This is a genomic window from Bradyrhizobium sp. USDA 4506 (assembly GCF_054058795.1).
In genome coordinates, this window is record NZ_JBSSBM010000002.1 from 5,366,785 (window position 1) to 5,386,753 (window position 19,969).

Annotated in this window: 18 protein-coding genes; 3 read left to right on the top strand and 15 right to left on the bottom strand. The window is 64.0% G+C overall.

All coding sequences use genetic code 11. The features are described from left to right. Nucleotides 1-341: 341 nt before the first annotated feature. The 8 genes from ACVIHF_RS27585 to ACVIHF_RS27620 all read right to left on the bottom strand — a co-directional run bounded on the left by ACVIHF_RS27585 (nucleotide 342) and on the right by ACVIHF_RS27620 (nucleotide 10,722). On the bottom strand, nucleotides 342-965 hold the full coding sequence (locus ACVIHF_RS27585) for a flavin reductase family protein (protein WP_253607107.1): 624 nt from the start codon (nucleotides 963-965) through the stop codon (nucleotides 342-344). 130 nt (nucleotides 966-1,095) lie between these two features. Continuing rightward, nucleotides 1,096-1,704 carry a TetR/AcrR family transcriptional regulator gene (locus ACVIHF_RS27590; RefSeq protein WP_141340507.1) on the bottom strand — a complete coding sequence of 203 codons (609 nt, stop codon included), beginning with the start codon at nucleotides 1,702-1,704 and terminating at the stop codon, nucleotides 1,096-1,098. A gap of 21 nt (nucleotides 1,705-1,725) precedes the next feature. Beyond that, a complete protein-coding gene (locus ACVIHF_RS27595) occupies nucleotides 1,726-4,863 on the bottom strand; it encodes an efflux RND transporter permease subunit (protein ID WP_456792879.1) in 3,138 nt (1,045 codons plus the stop codon). 55 nt (nucleotides 4,864-4,918) lie between these two features. After that, nucleotides 4,919-6,025 (bottom strand): efflux RND transporter periplasmic adaptor subunit, encoded by a 1,107-nt coding sequence (locus tag ACVIHF_RS27600; RefSeq protein WP_456792880.1) that lies wholly within the window; start codon nucleotides 6,023-6,025, stop codon nucleotides 4,919-4,921. Nucleotides 6,026-6,263: 238 nt separating this feature from the next. After that, nucleotides 6,264-7,589, bottom strand: a complete 1,326-nt coding sequence (locus ACVIHF_RS27605) for an MFS transporter (protein ID WP_456792881.1) — start codon at nucleotides 7,587-7,589, stop codon at nucleotides 6,264-6,266. Between the two features lie 316 nt (nucleotides 7,590-7,905). Next, nucleotides 7,906-9,069, bottom strand: coding sequence for an IS4 family transposase (locus ACVIHF_RS27610; protein WP_253605569.1), 1,164 nt, complete (start codon nucleotides 9,067-9,069; stop codon nucleotides 7,906-7,908). Nucleotides 9,070-9,237: 168 nt separating this feature from the next. Further along, nucleotides 9,238-10,401: a winged helix-turn-helix domain-containing protein gene (locus ACVIHF_RS27615; RefSeq protein ID WP_456792882.1), complete on the bottom strand. Its 1,164-nt coding sequence runs from the start codon at nucleotides 10,399-10,401 to the stop codon at nucleotides 9,238-9,240. 78 nt (nucleotides 10,402-10,479) lie between these two features. Beyond that, nucleotides 10,480-10,722: a hypothetical protein gene (locus ACVIHF_RS27620; protein ID WP_253607102.1), complete on the bottom strand. Its 243-nt coding sequence runs from the start codon at nucleotides 10,720-10,722 to the stop codon at nucleotides 10,480-10,482. A gap of 159 nt (nucleotides 10,723-10,881) precedes the next feature. Here ACVIHF_RS27620 and ACVIHF_RS27625 point away from each other — a divergent pair, with 159 nt between their 5' ends. Next, complete coding sequence (locus ACVIHF_RS27625; protein WP_253607101.1) at nucleotides 10,882-11,514, top strand: OmpA family protein; 633 nt, start codon at nucleotides 10,882-10,884, stop codon at nucleotides 11,512-11,514. 62 nt (nucleotides 11,515-11,576) lie between these two features. On the opposite strand, the gene ACVIHF_RS27630 is transcribed toward ACVIHF_RS27625, so the two are convergent. The 4 genes from ACVIHF_RS27630 to ACVIHF_RS27645 form a co-directional block, all read right to left on the bottom strand. Further along, nucleotides 11,577-12,881 carry a phospholipid carrier-dependent glycosyltransferase gene (locus tag ACVIHF_RS27630; RefSeq protein ID WP_253607100.1) on the bottom strand — a complete coding sequence of 435 codons (1,305 nt, stop codon included), beginning with the start codon at nucleotides 12,879-12,881 and terminating at the stop codon, nucleotides 11,577-11,579. Between the two features lie 411 nt (nucleotides 12,882-13,292). After that, nucleotides 13,293-13,781 (bottom strand): VOC family protein, encoded by a 489-nt coding sequence (locus ACVIHF_RS27635; RefSeq protein ID WP_253607099.1) that lies wholly within the window; start codon nucleotides 13,779-13,781, stop codon nucleotides 13,293-13,295. Nucleotides 13,782-13,810: 29 nt separating this feature from the next. Next, nucleotides 13,811-14,248 carry a VOC family protein gene (locus tag ACVIHF_RS27640; protein WP_253607098.1) on the bottom strand — a complete coding sequence of 146 codons (438 nt, stop codon included), beginning with the start codon at nucleotides 14,246-14,248 and terminating at the stop codon, nucleotides 13,811-13,813. A gap of 106 nt (nucleotides 14,249-14,354) precedes the next feature. Next, nucleotides 14,355-15,371, bottom strand: a complete 1,017-nt coding sequence (locus ACVIHF_RS27645) for an alpha/beta hydrolase (RefSeq protein WP_456792883.1) — start codon at nucleotides 15,369-15,371, stop codon at nucleotides 14,355-14,357. Between the two features lie 213 nt (nucleotides 15,372-15,584). Here ACVIHF_RS27645 and ACVIHF_RS27650 point away from each other — a divergent pair, with 213 nt between their 5' ends. Further along, nucleotides 15,585-17,111, top strand: a complete 1,527-nt coding sequence (locus ACVIHF_RS27650; RefSeq protein WP_253607096.1) for an amidohydrolase family protein — start codon at nucleotides 15,585-15,587, stop codon at nucleotides 17,109-17,111. 129 nt (nucleotides 17,112-17,240) lie between these two features. Here the strand turns inward: ACVIHF_RS27650 and ACVIHF_RS27655 are convergent, their stop codons facing one another. Both ACVIHF_RS27655 and ACVIHF_RS27660 read right to left on the bottom strand, forming a co-directional pair. Next, nucleotides 17,241-17,978 carry an enoyl-CoA hydratase/isomerase family protein gene (locus tag ACVIHF_RS27655; protein ID WP_229189549.1) on the bottom strand — a complete coding sequence of 246 codons (738 nt, stop codon included), beginning with the start codon at nucleotides 17,976-17,978 and terminating at the stop codon, nucleotides 17,241-17,243. Nucleotides 17,979-18,053: 75 nt separating this feature from the next. Continuing rightward, nucleotides 18,054-18,572 (bottom strand): cupin domain-containing protein, encoded by a 519-nt coding sequence (locus ACVIHF_RS27660; RefSeq protein ID WP_028338582.1) that lies wholly within the window; start codon nucleotides 18,570-18,572, stop codon nucleotides 18,054-18,056. A gap of 145 nt (nucleotides 18,573-18,717) precedes the next feature. Here ACVIHF_RS27660 and ACVIHF_RS27665 point away from each other — a divergent pair, with 145 nt between their 5' ends. Then, nucleotides 18,718-18,921 (top strand): CsbD family protein, encoded by a 204-nt coding sequence (locus ACVIHF_RS27665; protein WP_225158610.1) that lies wholly within the window; start codon nucleotides 18,718-18,720, stop codon nucleotides 18,919-18,921. A 57-nt stretch (nucleotides 18,922-18,978) separates the two neighbouring features. Here the strand turns inward: ACVIHF_RS27665 and ACVIHF_RS27670 are convergent, their stop codons facing one another. After that, nucleotides 18,979-19,968 (bottom strand): D-2-hydroxyacid dehydrogenase family protein, encoded by a 990-nt coding sequence (locus ACVIHF_RS27670; protein ID WP_253607095.1) that lies wholly within the window; start codon nucleotides 19,966-19,968, stop codon nucleotides 18,979-18,981. Nucleotide 19,969 lies beyond the last annotated feature (1 nt).

The following is a 19,969-nucleotide window of genomic DNA, read 5'->3' on the forward strand; positions in this document are numbered from 1 at the left end:
TCTGTTGGCCGGCCGTTGATCCGGCCTGGCGGGTGGAGGTTAGACTGCTCTCGGAGAGGTTGCGAGTGACGGTTTTTCATCCCCGCGCGCGGAAATTTCACATTGTTGTGGTGCGGGCCGTCGTTGCGGAGCGCACGAATCCGCAGCGGAGCAACGTCCCTTACCTCGCCCCGCTCGCGGGGAGAGGTCGAAATTCAAGCGCAGCTTGAATTTAGGGTGAAGGGGTACAGGTCTCACGACCATCACAACTGGTGGAAGCAGCCCCTCACCCTACCCTCTAAGAGCGAGCTTCGCTCGTCTCGACCCCGTGAAGAACGGGGAGAGGGAGGATAGAGCAGCACTCAATCCGGCCGGATCATCTCGAACATGTTTTCCGGCTTGATCTCGAAGTAGTCGCCGCGGCGGCCGGCGCGGACGATCGGGCGCGCGAGGCCGGTCTGGTAGACGCCGTCCTTGATGAAGGCCTTGTCGATGTGGACGGCGACGACCTCGCCGAGCGTCAGCCAGGCCTCGGCCTTCTTGCCGTCGGCGCCCTGGAGCTGGACGATCTGGCTCACCTTGCATTCGAACGACACCGGGCTTTCGGCGACCCGCGGCACGTTGACGAGCTTGCCGGCGACCTGCGTAAGCCCCGCGAGCCTGAATTCGTCGACATCGCGCGCGACATGCGCCGCGGTCGCGTTCATGTGTCTGGCGAGATCCATCGTCGCCAGATTCCAGACGAACTCGCCGGTGTCCTGGATGTTGGCGACGCTATCCTTCCAGTTGGTGGAGGAGAAGCCGATGATCGGCGGCACATAGCAGAACGCGTTGAAGAAGCTGTAGGGCGCGAGGTTGACGTTGCCGCCCTTGTCGCGCGAGGAGATCCAGCCGATCGGCCGCGGCGCGACGATGGCGTTGAACGGGTCGTGCTTCAGGCCGTGGCCGTTCTTCGGCTCGTAGAAATGCAGGTCTTTGACGGTCACGATTGCGTCCTCGTCATTCCGGGATGGTCCGTAAGGACCAGACCCGGAATCTCGAGATTCCGGGTTCGATGCTTACGCATCGCCCCGGAATGACAAGGAAGTCAACTGACGAAAATGTCAGCCCTGGCGCTCAATTGGCGCGGCCGCGCGGCGACAGGCCGGCGATCACGAAATCGATCATCTGGTCGATGGTCGGGCCCGGCTTGGTGGCACATTGGGCGATCATCTGGGGATGGAAGAACCGCATCATCGCGGTGCAGGCGCACAGCGAGGCGAGCTGCAGGTCCTTGATCTCGAACTCCCCCGACGCGGCTCCTTGCGCGATCACCTCGCCGATAATGGAGGCGATACACTCCATATGGGCGACGCAGACGTCCCAGTCCTCCTGCATCGCGATCTCGACCATCTCGTGCATCTTGGAATCGCCGACATAGCGCTCGGTGTTCATGCGATTGATGGTCGTCATCATCTGGCGCAAGCGTGGCGCCGCCGGCCCTTCCGAGCGCGCGATGCGCCGGGCCTCGATCTCGACCTCGCCCATCAGGCCGCGGGCCACGCCCTCGTGGATCGACTTCTTCGAATCGAAGAAGCGGTACACGTTGGCGGGGCTCATCCGCAGCTCTTTGGCGATGTCGGCGACCGTCGTCTTCTGATAGCCGATCTGCCGGAACAAGCGCTCCGCCACCACGAGAATCCGCTCGCGGGTGTCGGTTTCGCTATGTTCCGAGATCAGTGTCATGTTGGCCTGCTCAATCTTCAATTATTCGGCCGCCTCAGCAAGTGGAAATGCGCGTTGCGCATCGCCGGCATGCTGCGGCGCAGTATCGGTTTGCTCGGAGCCGCTTTCCTCGAGGGTCTTGCGGAACCAGAGGGCGTAAAGGCCCGGCAGATACAGCAAGGTCAGGAAAGTCGCAACAAACAAACCGCCCATGATGGTGATCGCCATCGGGCCCCAGAATGCCGAGCGCGACAGCGGGATCATGGCGAGGATGGCGGCCAGGGCCGTCAGCACCACCGGCCGGGCGCGCCGGACGGTGGCTTCGACGATCGCCTCGCGCCGGGTCAGGCCGGACGCCACGTCGCTCTCGATCTGGTCGACCAGGATCACGGCGTTGCGCATGATCATGCCGGCGAGCGCGATCAGGCCGAGCAGCGCCACGAAGCCGAACGGCTGGTTGGCGACGTTGAGCCCCAGCGAGGCGCCGACGATGCCGAGCGGCGCGGTCAGGAACACCAGGAACAGGCGCGAGAAGCTCTGCAGCTGGATCATCAGCAGCGTCAGCATCACCATCACCATCACGGGGAAGAGGATGAAGATCGACGCATTGCCCTTGGCGGATTCCTCGAACGCCCCGCCCGGCTCGATCCGGTAGGCCGGCTCGAGATGGGCCTGGATGTCCTTCAGCTTCGGCGAGATCTGGTTGGTGACGTCGGGCGCCTGCACGCCGTCGACGACGTCGGAGCGTACGGTGATCGCCATGTCGCGGTTGCGCCGCCACAGGATCGGCTCCTCATGCGCATATTCGATCTTGGCAATCTGCTGCAGCGGGACGGCTACGCCGTTGCGCGTGGTGATGGTGAGATCGCCGACGCGGCCGAGATCGAGCCGCTCGGACGGCACCGCGCGGGCGACCACGCCGACCTTCTCGATGCCGTCGCGGATCGTGGTGACCGGCGCGCCCGAGATCAGCATCGCCAGCGCCTGCGAGACGTCCTGCGGGGTCAGGCCGAGCGCGCGCGCCCGATCCTGGTCGACGGCGAGCTTCAGGTAGGGCGACTGCTCGTTCCAGTCGAGCTGGACGTCCTTGACGTTCTTGTTCTGGCGCATGACGTCGCGCACCTGGTAGGCGATGTCGCGCACCTTGTTGGCATCGGGGCCGATCACGCGGAACTGGACCGGGAAGCCGACCGGCGGACCGAAATTGAAGCGGTCGACCCGGACCCGCGCCTGGTTCAAAGCGCCGTCGGCGGCGGCCTGCTCGATCTTGGCCTTGACGCGCTCGCGCGCCTCGACGTTCTTGGCGAGGATCACGATCTCGGCAAACGCCTCGTTCGGCAGCTGCGGGTTGAGGCCGAGCCAGAAGCGCGGCGAGCCCTGGCCGACATAGGCGGTGTAGGTCTGGATGTCGTCATCGCCCTTCAGCAGCCCTTCGGCCTGCTTCACCGCCTTCTCGGTGACGTTGAAGGCGGTACCCTCGGGCAGACGCAGCTGCAGGAACAACTCGGGCCGCTCCGACAGCGGGAAGAACTGCTGCTGGACGTGGCCGAACGCAACGATGGAGGCAACGAAGACGCCGACGGTCGCCGCCACCACCTTGATGCGGTGATCGACGCACCACTGCACGACGCTGCGCAGGCCGCGATACATCCGCGTCTCGTAGATCGCGTGCGGATCGTGGTTCTGGTGCACCTTGATGTTGGGCAACAGCTTGACGCCGATATAGGGCGTGAAGATCACCGCGACGAACCAGGAGGCGACCAGCGAGATCGCCACGATCCAGAAGATGCCGCCGGCATATTCGCCGACCGCAGAATTGGCAAAGCCGATGGGGAGGAAGCCAGCGGCCGTGACCAGCGTTCCCGTGAGCATCGGAAACGCGGTGGATTCCCAGGCAAAGGACGCCGCCTTCATGCGGTCCCAGCCCTGCTCCATCTTCACCACCATCATCTCGACCGCGATAATGGCGTCGTCGACCAAAAGGCCGAGCGCAATGATCAGCGCGCCGAGCGTGATACGGTGCAGGTCGAGCGACATTGCGTTCATCACGATGAAGACGATGCCGAGCACCAGCGGCACCGACAGCGCGACCACGATGCCGGTGCGCCAGCCGAGCGCGACAAAGGAGACGAACAGCACGATCGCGAGCGCCTCGACGAAGGAGTGCACGAACTCGCCGACGGCGTGCTCGACCACCTTGGGCTGGTCGGCGATCTGCTGGACATCGACGCCCTGCGGCACCGCCTTCAGGAACTCGGCGGTCGCCTTCTGGACCTCCTTGCCGAGCTCGAGGATGTTGGCGCCCTTGGCGGTGACGACGCCGATGCCGAGCGCCGGCTTGCCTTCCTGACGCACCTTGAAGCTCGGCGGATCGACATAGCCGTGGCTTACGGTCGCGATATCGCCGAGCCGGAACACGCGGCCGTTGCTCTCGACCGGCGTCTCGGCAACCGCCTTGACGCCGTCAAGCGCGCCGGTGACGCGCAGCGGCACGCGCTGCGATGAGCTCTCGACGGTACCGGCCGGGGTGACGTTATTCTGCTTGGCGAGCGAATCGAACAGCGCCTGCGGCGTGATGCCGAGCGTCGCCAGCTTGGCATGCGAGAACTCGACGAAGATACGCTCGTCCTGGGTGCCGTAGAGATCGATCTTGGTGACGCCCGGCACCTTCAGCAGGCGCTGACGAAAACCCTCCGCGACCTTCTTGAGCTGCGCATAATTGGCGCCGTCGCCGGTCATCATATAGAGGATCGAATCGACGTCGGAGAATTCGTCGTTGACGACGGGACCGAGGATGCCGGAGGGCAGCTCGCCCTGCACGTCGACCAGCTTCTTGCGCAACAGATAAAAGAGATAGGGCACGTCCTTCGGCGAAGTCGAATCCTTGAAGGAGACCTGCATCGCCGTGAAGCCCGGCTTGGAATAGGTCTGCACCTTGTCGAAGAACGGCAGCTCCTGCAGTTTCTTCTCAATGGGATCGGCGACCTGCATCTGCATTTCCTGCGAGGTCGCGCCCGGCCACATCACCGAGACGTTCACCACCTTGACGGTGAAGAACGGATCCTCGGCGCGGCCGAGCTTCTCGTAGGAGAAGAAGCCGGCGGCGGCGAGGATGATCATCAGGAACAGGACCAGCGTCGGATGGCTGACCGCCCAGGCTGAAAGGTTGAAGCGCTTCATCGAACTCTCCAAGTTCTAGACCAGTCCCAGAACCGTTTCCGCTGCTATGCGAGGGTTAGAACGACAGCGACGACACGACCCGCACCTTCTGGCTCGGATCGAGTTTCTGCACACCGAGGGCGACCACCTTGGCGCCATCGTCGACGCCGCCGGAGATGACGACGTTGTTGCTCTCATACGCCTTCACCTTGACCGGCTGCAGCGCGATGTCGCCCTTGTCGTCGACGATGTAGAGCGAGGGATCGCCGCCCTGGCTGTACAGCGCCGACAGCGGCAACTTGGCGACGCGCTCGCTCGCCTTGTCGGCCAGCGTCAGCGTCGCGGTCATGCCGAGCGAGACCGCCTCGTCCGCGTCCGGCAGCGAGAATTTTGCGAGATAGGTGCGGGTGGCGGGATCGGCCTGCGGCGCGACCTCGCGCAGCCTGGCGGCATAGCTCTTCTTGGCGTCCGACCACAGCGTCACCGTGGCTACGCCCGACCTGGCACGAGCAAGAAGCGTCTCTGGGATCGCGACGACAGCTTCCTTCTCGCCAAGTCGGGCGACACGGATCGAAGCCTGGCCCGCGGCAACCACCTGGCCGGGCTCGATCATGGTCGCTGTGACGACACCCCGGGTGTCGGCCACCAGCGTTGCATAAGAGAGGGAATTTCTGGTCAGCTCGACCGAGCGCTCGGCACGGTTCAGCCGCGCGCGGGCCTCGTCGCCGGCAGCCTTGGCGGAATCGAGTGCCGCGTCGGTGGTCCAGCCCTTGGCCTTCAGATCCTTGGCGCGCTGCTCGGCGGCGGCGGCCTGCGCCAGCACGCCGGTGGCGGCGCGGAATTCCGCCTCCGCCTGCTCGGCCTGCAGCTTCAGGTCGACCTCGTCGAGGGTGGCCAAGGGCTGGTCGACGTCGACTGTCTGTCCGACCTCGACCAGCCGCTTGGCCACCTTGCCGGCGACCCGAAAGCCCATATCGGCTTCGATACGGGGCTTGATGGTGCCGACAAAGCTGCGCTCAGGGGTTTCAGCTTCATAATGGACGGTCGCCACCAGAACGGGGCGTCCCGGATCGGCGTTTTCAGCCGCCTTTTCATTGCAGCCGGTCAGCGCGAACACCGCGAAAGCCAGCGACGCTCCGGTTAAGAGCCTGTAATAGCTCGAGAAAACGGAACGAACGAACATCTGAAATCTCCATCGGGCTGACGACTGATGAAGAGTATCGATTTATCACTGATAAATGTCAATATTCGTCAGTGATAACCAATTCGTGAGCGGGATCGGATTTGGCGGGTGCGGAGTTCGGAAAATGCGTAGCCCCGGGTGAAGCGGAGCGAAATCCGGGACCTCACCGGTGGCGGGAGGGTCCCCGGATTGCGCTGCGCTCCATCCGGGCTACGGGAGCACGTGATTTGAGGGCGAGCTACTTCGCGCCGGCGAACTCGGTCTTGGTCTCATGGCTACCGAGGAAAACCAGCAGGCCCGCGGCGAGCGGCAACAGCGACAGCACCAGCAGGCCGGTCGACGTGCTGCCGGTGGCCTCCTTGACCCAGCCGATCAGATAGGGCCCGCCGAAACCGGCGAGGTTGCCGATCGAGTTGATCAGCGCGATCGCGCCGGCCGCGGCAGTGCCGGAGAGCCAGGCGGTCGGCAGCGTCCAGAACACCGCGAAGGTGCAGAACACGCCGATCGCGGCGACCGTCAGCACCACCATCGTCATGACCGGATCGGTGATGTAGCTGGAGACGGCGAGCGCCAGCGCGGTCAGCAGCAGCGGCGCGCCGACATGGAACACGCGCTCGCGCGTGGCATCGGAACGGCGCGCCCACAGGATCATCGCGACGGTGCCGAATGCGTACGGGATCGCGGTCACGAAGCCGGTCTGCGCGTTGGTCAAACCGAACGCCTTGACGATCTGCGGCAGCCAGAACTGCATGCCGTAGAGCGAGGCGACGAAACCGAAATAGATCGCGCTGAGCGCCAGCACCTTCGGCGAGGACAGCGCCTCGCCCAGCGTGAAATGCTTCGCCGCCTGCTTGGCCGCGACCTCGGCGTCGAGTTTCGCCTTGAGCCACGCCTTCTGCTCGGCCGAGAGCCAATCGGCCTTCTCCGGCCGGTCGGTCAGATAGAACCAGGTGACGATGCCGAGCAGCACCGAGGGAATGCCCTCGATGACGAACAGCCACTGCCAACCCTTCAAGCCCATCACGCCGTCGAGGCCGAGCAACAGGCCGGAGATCGGCGCGCCGATCACGGTCGAGATCGGCACCGCGAGCGCAAAGGCGGCGAGGAAGCGCGCACGATACTCGGCCGGGTACCAGTAGGTCAGATAGAGGATGATGCCGGGGAAGAAGCCGGCCTCGGCGACGCCGAGGAAGAAGCGCAGCGCGTAGAAGCTGTGCTCGTCATAGACCGCCGCCATCAACGCCGAGAGGATGCCCCAGCTCACCATGATGCGGGCGATCCACTTGCTGGCGCCGAACCGCTCCAGCGCCAGATTGCTCGGCACCTCGAAGATGAAATAGCCGATGAAGAAGATGCCAGCGCCGAACGAGAACACCACCGGCGAGAACTTCAACTCGCTGTTCATGGTGAGCGCAGCGAAACCGAGATTGACGCGGTCGAGATAGGAGAAGAAGTAGGCCAGGATCAGGAACGGGATCAGCCGCCAGGAGATCGCGCGGATCGTCGACGTCTCGATCTCGCTGCGGGCGCCGCGATCCGGCGCGATGGTTGCTGTCTGGCTCATGAGCTTTCCCCGGGTGTTGCTTGCCGTGAGGATTATTGGCTGTCTCCGCTTTGAGCAATGGCAAAAACTCATAGCTCACAGCGCAAACGGGAACCCCAAGCGACAAACGGACGACCAGCGGCGACAGTGCTGAAGCGCGATGCGGTTAGGTGGAATCGGGTCCCGCGGCGAACTCGCTGCACCTCTCCCCCTTGCGGGGGAGGTCGGTTCGCATCGACAGATGCGAACCGGGTGGGGGCTCTCTCCGCGATACGACTCGTGGAGAGAGCCCCCACCCTAGCCCTGCCCCGCAAGCGGCAGGGGTGTCCGGGGAAATTCAGGCATAGCGGAGCTCCATCTGGTCAGGTGAGATGGTTGATTTCCGACGGCTGGGGTTGATGGGCGGAGGTTTGTCGATGGCAGCGAGGGATCGACGCGTGAGCAGGAGCTGGCCGACGAGTTCGGCGAACCTGAGCGGGAGCATTTTGATGCAGTTGGTGTGAGCGGCGATGCGCAGCAGCAGGTAGGCAATCATCGCAGCGAGCACCTGAAGGCGGATCGCGTTGTCGTTGGCGCCGAGGAACTTGCGAATATCGAGATGCTGCTTGATCCAGCGGAACAGCAGCTCGATTTGCCATCGGCTCTTGTAGAGGGCGGCGATCTCGACGGCGCTACGGACAAGGTCGTTGGTCAGGAGTGTGATCTTGCCGCCTTTCTCGCGTCTGATCTTGATGCGGCGGAGCGGGATTGGAAGGCGCGAATCGCCCTTGCTGGTGAGCTTCACCTCGTCATCGGCAAGGATTTCGAAGCCATCCCCGTTACGCTTGCGGATGGCGCGATGCCTGAGCGAGCGAAGACGGATGCTCGTCTTCGCCCGGGTAACGAAGAAAGCCTTGCTATCATTGATCTTCTGCCACCAGTCGAAACGGCAATAGCCCTTGTCAAACACATAGGTGGTGGCGGGCTGGATTGGGGTCTGTCGGCCGATCTCGATGTCATTGACGTTCGCGGCCGTCATCTCGACGCAGGTCGGGACATCGCTCCTTGGGTCGTAGACGACATGCAGCTTCATGCCGCGGATGCGGCCGTTCCACGTCGCCCAACTGCAGACCTTGCCGAGCGGGATCGGACTGGCGTCGATCAGACGCACCATCTCCATGCCTTCACTCCGCAGCTGGCGACGCGCCATCGCCGACAGCGCCGCAAAGGTTTGCGCGAAAATGCCGATCGGACGGCGGGCATTGGCATCGGACAACGTCGAGCGCGACAGCTTGCCGGTTCCCAAGTGATAGTGATGCTGCGAATTGGCGTTGAAGCCAGTCACCACCCCGCGCAGACTGCTGTTGCCGCTAAGCTGGGCATAGATCAGCGCCACCAGATGATCCCAGCTCCTGAACGACTTGTCGTAGGCATCCCCGTCCAGACGATCCACAACCGTCTGAAACTGCCGTCGATTGATCGGTTCAAGCAGCCTTCCAAAAATGCTACCGCGATATCGCATGCTCGGCCCTCTGTGTCTCGACAACCAGAAAAGACCGATTTGCCTCGGTCCTGCCGAGCATGCACCGCGACACAGTGAATCATTCCCCGGACACCCCTGCGCAAGCGGGAGAGGGAACGCAGATGCGATGCTGATGCTTACTCAACCCAATCTGATCATCGATGGAAGCTAGTCCGCGAGCTGGAAGCGCTCGAAGCGGTCGAGCTCTTCCTCGATGCGGCGCTTCAGCTCCTTGCGTGCCGCCTGCTTCTTGCCGTTGCCGACCCAGCTCCATTTCTGCATCAGGAGCTTCTTGTTCTGCCGGTCGGTCTTGAGGTCGAGGGCGGCGACGATGTCGTCGCCGACCAGCACTGGCAGCGCGAAATAGCCGAACAGGCGCTTCTCCTTCGGCACATAGGCCTCGAAACGGTGGCCATAGCCGAAGAACAGTTCGGTGCGCTTGCGCTGGATGATCAGCGGATCGAACGGCGAAAGGATGTGAACCAGGGTGGGATCACCCTCGCCGGTCGCGTCCAGCACCTCGGGCCGCGCCCAATGCTCCTGCTTGCCAGCGCCTTCCAGCGCGACCTGGACCAGTTCCTTGCGGCGCAGGCGCGCCTCGATCAGGCTGTGCACCGCCTTCTTGCTCGGCGCATCGAGATGGCAGATAGAATCCAGGCTGACGATGCCCTGCGAGCGCAGCGCGCGGTCGAGCAGATAGGCGATCCTTGCCGAGGCCGGGGCCGGCTTCGGCGGCTTGTCCCAGCCGAAGTGCCGGGTCATCAGCTCATAGGTCTTCAGCATGCCGGCGCGCTCGCTGATCGTGACCACGCCGCCGTAGAAGGCGAGCTGCAGCGCACGCTTGGAGGGCTTCCGGCTCTGCCAGAGATGCTCCTTCTCGGTCAGCACGTCGTCATCGATGTCGCGGATCGTCAGCGGACCGGCACGAAGCAGCCGCAGCACCTTGCGCGTATCCGCCGGGGTCACCGACGAGAACCATTTGTGGCCCTCGCGCTTGTGCGCCTTCATCGCCGGCAGGAAGAAGCCGATGTCCTTGGACGGAATGTAGGACAGCGCGTGCGTCCAGTACTCGAACACGCTCTTGTCCCGGCTCTGCGCCTGCTTGAGGTCGGCGCGGCGGTAGTCCGGAATGCGGCTGAACAGGATGTGGTGATGGCAGCGCTCGATCACGTTGATGGTGTCGATCTGCACATAGCCGAGATGATCGACGGCGGCCGCCACCGCTGACGCCCCCTCGCCGAACGGCACCTTTGTATCGAGCCGCTGCGCGCGCAGCCAGATATGGCGGGCGGCAGCATTGTTCAACAAAAGGGGTTCGGCGGCGCGGGACATTGCCCCAGCAATGTAGTGAGATTCGCGCAGCTGTGGAGAGCCGCGCGGCGGAAATCAGCTCCGCATCATTCGGAGCGGCTACGTCGATCCGACGACCCGCCGCAACCACGGAACGTCCCTGGTCGCCGCCGCGAGCGCGGCGCTTTCTCCATGGAAGATGCGGGACGAATGCCCGCCAACCGGAAACCAGCCGCGGCCATCTTCGGCGTCCCGCCGATATTCCTCGAAGCCGATGGTGCCGTCCGGGCGAAGGAAGATATCGACGTAGCGCGAGGCGGCTTCGTCATTGATCGAGCGGAGGACGCGATTGACGTGGGCCATGATGTCCTCGCTCTCCCGCCTGCCCTGCCTGGCGCAAGGCGGGGCGGCACACCCAACCGTGACCCAGATCACATTCCGGGCTTTGAACCGGTCCTATTCTTCCAGCATCAAAACGACAGCAAGCCGGATTGGCTAGCCCGACATTTGAGGACGAAAACCATGACCCGCTCTTTTTCCTTGTCTTTTCTGACAATCGGCGCCGCGCTGTCGATGACGGCGGGCGTCGCACTGGCCGGCAGCGAGGCCGTTCCGGCCGCACAGATTCTCAATGCGCTGAAGCCGAAGTCGGCCACCCGCGGCCTTTCCGCCGGCACGCAGGTCGACCTCGCGGCTTCCGCCAAGGAGGCAAGCTTCCTCAACACCGTCCGCAACCGGCAGACCCGTTCGTTGTCGCGCGTTGAACGCCAGGAGATCGCCGACATCGCGGCGAACAAGCCGAAGATCGATCTGGAGATCCACTTCGACTACAACTCGGCCGACATCAGCAAGGGCTCGACCCAGGCGATGCAGGAGCTCGGCAAGGCACTGTCCGATGCCAGCATGAAGGGCTCGACCTTCGTCGTCGCCGGCCACACCGACGCGATCGGCGGCGAGGCCTATAACCAGGACCTGTCGGAGCGCCGCGCCGACACCATCAAGAAATTTCTGGTCGAGCATTACGGCCTGAACGGCTCGGATCTCGTGACGGTCGGCTACGGAAAGACCCGGCCGAAGGACCCGAGCGCGCCGATGGACCCGACCAATCGACGCGTGCAGGTCGTCAACATGGATACCAAGACCGCCTCGCAGTAACCTCCCGCAGCCTCGATCCGCCTGCCATGCCCGGCAGGCGGATCACTTTGCTTTAAAGACCGTCATATCCAGCCCTGAAACAGCATCAACCGGTTGAACGTCGCCATCGACGTCTCGATGACAGCAGCCGTGACCGGCAGCATCGCAACAAACCCTGCGCATCCAACCGCAACGAACGCCCACAGCAGCCAGCGCGGCGCACCCTTGCGCGTCAAGGCGTAGACCAGCACGAAACTCGCGGTGGTCGCCGCGGGGAGATAGTAATAGATGAAACCGAGCGTGCGCGGCAGCAGCGCCCAGGCGAGATACGGGCCGAGGTAGAACGCCAGCACGAGAAATGCATCACGGCCGCGCCCGACGATCCAGTCGCGCAGCGCAATGATCAGCGCGATCAATGCCGGCCACAGCACCAACGGGTTGCCGAGGAGCACGATCGCGGCGAACCTGTCATCACCGACCTTCTCGAACAGGTACCAGACAGGGCGCAGCAGGAACGGCCAGGACGGCCACGAGCTCATATAGGTGTGGCCCGCGATGGCGGTCGTGGTGTTGTCGGCAAAGATGCGGCGCTGCGCCTCGATGATATCCGTGAACGAGAGGCCGCAGAGCGGCACGAAGGTCGCGAGATAAACGGCCGCCGGGATCAGCACGAAACAGACGATGAAGTGAGGAAGACGAAAATCCGGCCATAGCTCCGGCCGGTACCAATCCTCCGCATTGCCGTCGGCAAAGCGCGTGCGCCAGCCTTGCATCAGGCGGATCACAGCGACGATCGCGATGCAGGTCGCGAGCACGAACAGCCCGCTCCATTTGCAGGCACTGGCAAGCCCCGCGAAGAGGCCCGCCAACGCAAAGGCGGATTGCGGCTGCTTTTGCCTGAAGCCGTGGACGAACGCCGCGATCGCGAACAGGCCGAAGGCGAGTGCGAAAATATCCAGCATCGCGATCCGCGACTGCACGAACAGCATCTGGTTGAAGAAGGCGAGCAGCGCGGCAGCGATCGCGCGTTGCTGCGACGCGAACAGCGCAAGCCCGCCGAGATAGACGCCGACCAGCGCCAGCGCACCGAACAGCGCCGCGGGATAGCGCCATCCGAGCGGCACGTCGCCGAATGCCTTGATCGAGAGGGCGATGATCTCCTTGGCGAGCGGCGGATGCATCGGGTTGAGGATCGCCCCCTCGCGCACCGGCAGCAGCATCTGCCGCGCCGCCGGCACGTAATGCACCTCGTCGAAATAGAGCTTGTCCGGCGCCGTGATCCCGAGCAGCAGCACGACATGGGCGACGATGAAGACGATTGCCGCGACGATCGCCGTGCGCGCGGCGGGACGTCGCGGAACAGAAGGAGATTTGGATACGATGTTCAAAGGGCAAGCACGGTGCGAGGGGAACGCAGCTTGCGACAAATATACGATATCAGCTGCATCCGCGATCCGTCGCCACGGTCATGTGACGGAACCATCGTGCCGACAATTGGCAACCAGGGCTGGTTCGATTGTGGCGGCCGACTTGGCTTCCGCGTCACAACGGCTGGATCACCGACCCGTTCCTTGGACGGCACCGCCGGGCCGCAGCCGGGTTCACGGTGGCAGGCGCACTATCATGCCCCGCTTCATGCGGGGCATCCAGTACGCCGCGTGTCGGCGGAGCACCGAAGTCTCTGGAATGCTGGATCGCCCGGTCCCGTCTACGCCAAGGCTTCGACGAGGCCACGAATCCCTGACGCGCCGAAGCTTTAGCGAAGGCGGCGCGCCGGGCGATGCCAGCGAAGCCTTGCCTTACGCCGCCGCCTCGCCCTGATAGGCCCGGCGCAGACCTTCGATATCGAGCTTGATCATCCCGAGCACGGCTTGCATCACACGCGCGGCGCCGGCGGCGTCGGGCCCGCCGAGATATTGGCGGACCGCCGCCGGCACGATCTGCCAAGCGACGCCATAACGATCGCGCAGCCAGCCACACTGCTCGGCGGTGCCGCCGGCCGCGAGCAGCGCATCCCACAGGCGATCGACCTCGGCCTGGTCGACACAGTCGATCGCGAACGAGACCGCGTGGGTATGCTCCATCCTCATCCCGCCGTTCAGCGCCATGAAGCGCTGACCGGCGAGCGTGAATTCGACCAGCAGCACCGTGCCGGCCTTTCCGCCGGGGCTGTCGATGACGTTCTTCTGGACCGTCTCGATCCGAGAGTTGGGCAGCAGCGAGACGTAGAGGTTCGCGGCCTCCTCGGCCTCGCCGTTGAACCACAGGCAGGGAGATACCTTGGACATGCTGAGCTCCTCGTGATGACGGGATGCGATCAGGCGGTCGCCGCGGCGGACTGCGCCTTCATCGCCGCCTCGACGTCCATCCACATCACTTCCCAGATGTGACCATCGGGATCCTCGAAGCTGCGGCCGTACATGAAGCCGTAATCCTGCTGCGGCGACGGATCGGCGCTGCCGCCCGCGCCCTTCGCCTTGGCGACGTAGCCGTCGACCGCGTCGCGGCTGTCGGCGGACAGGCAGATCAGCACTTCGCTCGTGGACTTGGTGTCGGCAATTTTCTTCGGGGTGAATTCGCGGAACTTGTCGTGCGTCAGCAGCATGACGTGAATCGTGTCGGAGATCACCATGCAGGAGGCGGTGTGGTCGGAAAATTGCGCGTTCTTGGTCGCGCCGATCGCCTCATAGAAGGCGGTCGCGTGGGCGAGATTGCTGACCGGCAGGTTGACGAAGATCATTGTCGGCTTGGCCATGAAAGGCGCTCCTTTTCGCGGGGTTGTGCCCCGAGGACGAACCGCCTCGCCGCGTCCCGACATCACCGCGCCGATTTTTCTTGCGGCGTCCTGCCGCAGGGTGACGTCAGGTCACAATCGGTGTCGGCATGGTCAGGAATGCCCGCGTCACATGCCAGAACAGCTCCCGATTGGTGGCAAGCGCCACCGAATGGGCGGTGCCGGGCAGGATGATGAACTGCCGATCGCCGTTCGGCAGCTTGTTGAAGAACTCCTCGAGGTCCGGAACCGCGGCGATGCCGTCATATTCGCCGCGGACCAGCAGCACCGGCGCCAGCACCTTCTCCGGATGCACCACCGGCAAATTGGCGGTCATGTCCAGATAGGTGCCGGTCGGGATCTGGTCGCCGAACTGCATCTCGACATCGGCCAGCAGCTCGACCACGGCGGGGTCCGACGTGCCGGGCCTGTCGCGGGTTGCGATTGAGCGGATCATGTCGCGGTCGCGCTTGCGCATGTTGTGGCTGCGATAATATGCGAGCTGCTCGGCGCGCTTTGCCAGCGTCGGCGAGCCCTCGCCCTTGTAGGTGAAGGCCGCGAACACCAGGCGGTCGATGCGCTCGGGTGCGGCCATTGCGAAAGCGCCGACCCGCAACGCGCCGGAGGATTCGCCGACGAAGTGGTATCGCCCCTGCCCGGTCTCGCGCGCGATCACCTCGACCGCGGCCTTCAGATCCTCGACGCCGCTCGCGATATCCGCATTGCCCGAGGTGCGGCCGGACTTGCCGTAGTTCTCGTGGTCCATGGTCCAGCAATCGAAGCCGTAGCGGGCAAATGTGTTCAGCAGCGAATACTCGCCCTTGCCCGGCACCGTGAGGTCGAACACCCGTGATGTCACCGACGAGCCGTGGACGAAGAACACCACCGGCCGCGCGGGCTCGCCCGGCTTCGGCGCACCGATCCGCTTGCGGAACATCCACAAGGGGATGTCACCCTTCTTCGCCCAGTATTCGTTGCTCCATATTTCTCCTTCGACAGGAACCGCGGGCACTGCCTGTGCCGACGCTGCGCCGAACACGCCGGCGGCCGTTGCAATGCCGATGGCTTTGATCATGCTGCGCCGCGAATGGTCAGATGACATCATGGTTCGCTCCCTTCCGGATTTCTTCGTCCGATCCGGTGCGATCGAGCATAGCAGCGCGCATGTCCGGTTGCGCGACGGGCGCATCTCGCGTCCGCCAATCCGATGCACGATTTTGTGAATGCGGTTTCCGGCAAACGGCGCGGACGACGGGCGGACTTGGTCCTAGTCTCCGCGATCCGACCGGAAAAATCCGGCGAGAAGCGGGAGCGAAGAATGAGCAGCAATCTCACCGACGATGAACTTGCCGCCTTGATGCCCTCCGAACTGTGCCAGCACCAGACGCCGATCCCGACCCAGATCGTCTCCAGCGACGAATTCTATCCCGACCCGCAGAACGAACGTCAGCGCGAGGTCGAGGCGCGGCTGCTCGCGATGGCCGACGATCTCGGCGGCAAGCAGGGCCTCGATCGCCGGAGATTCTTCCAGACCGCGGCCGGCATGGCCGCCTCCTTCGTCGCGATGAACCAGGTTTACGGGGAGCTATTCGTCGTGACGCCGGCGGAGGCCGCGACACCCGCAATGGCGCAGGAGCGCGCCAACTCCCTGAAAGACCAGTTCATCATGGACATGCACACGCATTTCCTGCGCGACGACACCCGCATCATGGGTTTTGTGGAAATGCGCAAGGCGGTCGGCAAGGCCGGCTGGAACAAGGAGCTCAACGATCACGAGCAGACCATCGAGGATCTCAAGTTCGACAACTACAAGAAGGAGATGTTTCTCGATTCCGACACCAAGATCGCGCTGATCTCCTCGGCGCCGTCGGATATCGAGCAGGACTGGTTCCTGACCAACGAGCAGATGGCCGACGCGCGCAAGAAAATGAACGACGAGGCCGGCTCGCGGCGCGTGTTCTGCCACGCCATCTTCACGCCCGGGCAGCCCGGCTGGCTCGACAAGCTCGACGCCGCATTGGCGCTGAAGCCGGAATCCTGCAAGGGCTACACGATCGGCGACAACACCCACAAGGAGATCAGTCGCTACCCCTGGCGGCTTGACGACGAGAAGGTCGCCTACAAGGGTTATGAGAAGATGGTGAAGGCGGGCATCAGGAACGTCTGCGTCCACAAGGGACTGTTTCCGCCCGGGATAGAGAAGCAGTATCCGAATCTGCGCGGCTTCGCCGACGTTGCCGATGTCGGAAAGGCCGCCAAGGACTGGCCGCAGCTCAACTTCATCATCTACCACTCGGCCTATCGCCATGTCGGCGGCGATCCGAAGGTCGCGCTCGCCGAGTTCGAGCGCACCGGCCGCATCGCCTGGACCTCGGATCTCGCCGACATCCCGGCGCAGTACGGCGTCAACAATGTCTATGGCGATGTCGGGCAATTGTTCGCGACCACGCTGGTCGCCGAACCCAATGTCTGCGCCGCGCTGATGGGGACCTTGATCAAGGGGCTCGGCGCCGACCACGTCTGCTGGGGTACCGATGCGCTGTGGACCGGCGCGCCGCAATGGCAGATCGAGGGCCTGCGGCGGCTGGAGATCCCCGAGATGATGCAGAAGAAGTTCGGTTACGCACCGCTCGGCCCCGCCGACGGGCCGGTGAAGACGGCGATCTTCGGCGACAACAACGCCCGGCTCTACAACATCCAGCCGAAGCGCGCGATGCTCGACCTCAAGGGCGATCGCTTTGCGATGATGAAGGCGCAGTATGAGAAGGCTGGCGTAGAGCCGTCGAACACGCGTTACGGCTATGTGGTGCCGAACGGTGTGATCGATCACCGGGTGTTTGCCTAGGGGTTAGGCCCCGTCATTGCGAGCGCAGCGAAGCAATCCATATCTCCGCTCGGGGACAGATGGATTGCTTCGTCGCAGCGCAAAATTGCTTGCAATTTTGTCGCGAGCCCCTCGCAATGACGGAAAAGGTCATCGCCCCGTAAATCTCGGCTTGCGCTTCTCGCTGAACGCCCTGGCGCCTTCCTTGAGGTCGTCGCTGTCCTTGATGGCGTCGAGCTGCCGGCGCACCTCCGCGACCGTCTCCAGCGGCCCCTTCGGCATCGCGTCACGCGCGAGCTTCTTGAGCGCCTGCACCACCAGCGGCGCGTTGCCCGCGATCTTGGCCGCCAGCTCCTGCGCCGCCGCAAGGTGCTGCCCCGGTGGCGTGATGCGGTTGACGAAGCCGATCTGGTAGGCCCGCTCGGCCGACAGCTCCTCGCCGACGAGCAGGAACTCCATCGCGATCTTGTGCGGCATGCGCGCCAGCACCGAGGAGACGCCGCCGCCGGTGGTGCCGATCTTGGCTTCCGGATAGACGAACCGCGTCGTCTCCGAGGCGACGCAGATGTCGGCCATCTGCACCAGAACGAAGCCGCCGCCCACCACCCAGCCCGACGTCGCCGCGATCACCGGCTTGTCGAGCTCGACACCGAGCCCGGGCACCGCCTGCCACATATTGGCGGGGAAATCCCGGACGTCAGCGCCGACACAGAAGTACTTCTCCTCGGCCGAGGCCAGCACCGCGACGCGGTCATCGCTGTCGCGAAAGCGCCGCCAGGCATTTTGCAGCTCGTCGCACAGCGCATTGTTGAGCGCGTTGTGCGAGGAGACGCGGTCCATCGTGATGGTCGCGACGTGGTCGGCGCTCTCGTAACGCACGAGCGTCATGCTGGCCTCCTCCCCTGGACTGTCATTCCGGGGCACGCGAAGCGTGAACCCGGAATCTCGACGCAAATGTCGCGGCTATTTCTTCTCGTCGGGATGGCGGTGCACCGGGTCGACCCACAGCACGGTCTCCGGCTTCTCGATCGGCTCGATGTCGAGATTGATCGCGACCGCCTCGCCGTCGGAGCGCACCAGCACGCATTCCAGCACCTCGTCGCGGCTGGCGTTGATCTCCTGATGCGGCACGTAGGGCGGCACGAAGATGAAGTCGCCGGGGCCGGCCTCGGCGGTGAACTGCAGCTTCTCGCCCCAGCGCATCCGCGCCTTGCCCTTGACGACATAGATGATGCTTTCGAGATGGCCGTGATGATGCGCGCCGGTCTTGGCATCCGGCTTGATGCTGACGGTGCCTGCCCACAATTTCTGCGCCCCGACCCGGGCAAAATTGATCGCGGCCTTGCGGTCCATGCCGGCGGTCGACGGCACATTCGGATCGAGCTGGTTGCCGGGAATCACGCGGACGCCGTCGTGCTTCCAGCGCTCGTCGTCGTGATGGTGATGGTCGTGGGAATGGGTGTGATCGTGGGAACCGCTCATCATTCTTGCTTTCGTTGGCCTGATTTCGTGCGTGGAACGCTAGCGAAAAGCAGCCGCGCAGGCGAGCGGAAAATCGGAACCTCGCCGAATCGGAACATCGCCATGTTCCGGCGCGTTATCTCAGCGTATTCGAAGGAGTAATTTCATGGGTAGCACGACCGATAGGATCAAGGGCACGGCCAACGAGGCGATCGGCAGGTTCAAGCGGCGTCTTGGCAAGGTCACCGGCTCTCCGGCGATGCAGGGCAGAGGCGCGATCCTGGAAGCCAAGGGCAAGGGACAGAAGGCACTCGGCGGCATCAAGAGGATCGTCGGCAGGGTGACCTCAGCGGCTCACTGGCCTCGCTGAACGAGAGATGACACGGCCGCCCCATCGAGCCGGCCGATCGAGCATGAACGACGCTGCTCAGCCGCGCGGGCGCGGATGTGCCAGCACATCCGGGTTCACGACATTGGTCGGCGTACCCGCCGCGTACGCCAATATCTGGTCGAAAATGTCGGTGAACTGGATTTCGTACTCGTCGCGCGAGACGTAGCCGAGATGCGGCGTACAGACCACATTGTCCATGTTGAGTAGCGGGTCCGCCGTGTCGCGCAGCGGCTCCTTCTCGTAGACGTCGATCGCGGCCATCCCGGGCCGGCCGGCACGCAGCGCATTGACCAGCGCGCCCGGCTCGATCAGCGGCGCGCGGCTGTTGTTGACGATCAGCGCGGTCTGCTTCATCCGCGCGAGGTCTTCCGCCTTGACGATGCCGCGCGTCGCGTCGACCAAGCGCATATGCAGCGACAGCACGTCGCAGCGGGCAAAGAAATCCGCCTTGCTGACTGATGTCTCATAGCCGTCGGCGCGCGCCTTCGCCATCGCCGGCTCGCGCGCCCAGACCAGCACGTTCATGCCGAACGCCTTGCCATAGCCCGCGACCACGGCGCCGATGCGGCCGTAGCCATAGATGCCGAGCGTCTTGCCGCGCAGCGTATGACCGACGCCGATCTGCCACTTGCCCGCCTTCAGCGCCGCCATCTGTTGCGGGATCGCGCGCATCGCCGCGAGGATCATGCCCCAGGTGAACTCGGCGGTGGCGTAGGACGGCGTATCGGCATGCTGGCTCGACGACACGATGATGCCGAGCCGCGTGCAGGTGTCGATGTCGATATGCGGATAGACGCTGCGCTGGCTGATCAGCTTCAGCTTCGGCAGACGTTCGAGCAGCGGCGTGCGGATCTGGGTTCGCTCGCGGATCAGGACCAGCGCGTCGGTATCGCGCAGCCGTTCGGCGAGTGCATCGACGTCCTGGACGTGATCGTTCCAGATCTTGACGTCATACCCGTCGAGCTTGCGGTAGCAATCGAGGGTGCGCAGCGTGTCGAAATAATCGTCGAGGATCGAGATCTTCATC

Coding starts and splice junctions, on each gene's coding strand:
- ACVIHF_RS27590 (WP_141340507.1), bottom strand. CDS start 1,704: ATGACACTGATCTCGGAACATAGCGAAACCGACACCCGCGAGCGGATT.
- ACVIHF_RS27595 (WP_456792879.1), bottom strand. CDS start 4,863: ATGAAGCGCTTCAACCTTTCAGCCTGGGCGGTCAGCCATCCGACGCTG.
- ACVIHF_RS27600 (WP_456792880.1), bottom strand. CDS start 6,025: ATGTTCGTTCGTTCCGTTTTCTCGAGCTATTACAGGCTCTTAACCGGA.
- ACVIHF_RS27605 (WP_456792881.1), bottom strand. CDS start 7,589: ATGAGCCAGACAGCAACCATCGCGCCGGATCGCGGCGCCCGCAGCGAG.
- ACVIHF_RS27610 (WP_253605569.1), bottom strand. CDS start 9,069: ATGCGATATCGCGGTAGCATTTTTGGAAGGCTGCTTGAACCGATCAAT.
- ACVIHF_RS27615 (WP_456792882.1), bottom strand. CDS start 10,401: ATGTCCCGCGCCGCCGAACCCCTTTTGTTGAACAATGCTGCCGCCCGC.
- ACVIHF_RS27620 (WP_253607102.1), bottom strand. CDS start 10,722: ATGGCCCACGTCAATCGCGTCCTCCGCTCGATCAATGACGAAGCCGCC.
- ACVIHF_RS27625 (WP_253607101.1), top strand. CDS start 10,882: ATGACCCGCTCTTTTTCCTTGTCTTTTCTGACAATCGGCGCCGCGCTG.
- ACVIHF_RS27635 (WP_253607099.1), bottom strand. CDS start 13,781: ATGTCCAAGGTATCTCCCTGCCTGTGGTTCAACGGCGAGGCCGAGGAG.
- ACVIHF_RS27640 (WP_253607098.1), bottom strand. CDS start 14,248: ATGGCCAAGCCGACAATGATCTTCGTCAACCTGCCGGTCAGCAATCTC.
- ACVIHF_RS27645 (WP_456792883.1), bottom strand. CDS start 15,371: ATGATGTCATCTGACCATTCGCGGCGCAGCATGATCAAAGCCATCGGC.
- ACVIHF_RS27650 (WP_253607096.1), top strand. CDS start 15,585: ATGAGCAGCAATCTCACCGACGATGAACTTGCCGCCTTGATGCCCTCC.
- ACVIHF_RS27655 (WP_229189549.1), bottom strand. CDS start 17,978: ATGACGCTCGTGCGTTACGAGAGCGCCGACCACGTCGCGACCATCACG.
- ACVIHF_RS27660 (WP_028338582.1), bottom strand. CDS start 18,572: ATGAGCGGTTCCCACGATCACACCCATTCCCACGACCATCACCATCAC.
- ACVIHF_RS27665 (WP_225158610.1), top strand. CDS start 18,718: ATGGGTAGCACGACCGATAGGATCAAGGGCACGGCCAACGAGGCGATC.
- ACVIHF_RS27670 (WP_253607095.1), bottom strand. CDS start 19,968: ATGAAGATCTCGATCCTCGACGATTATTTCGACACGCTGCGCACCCTC.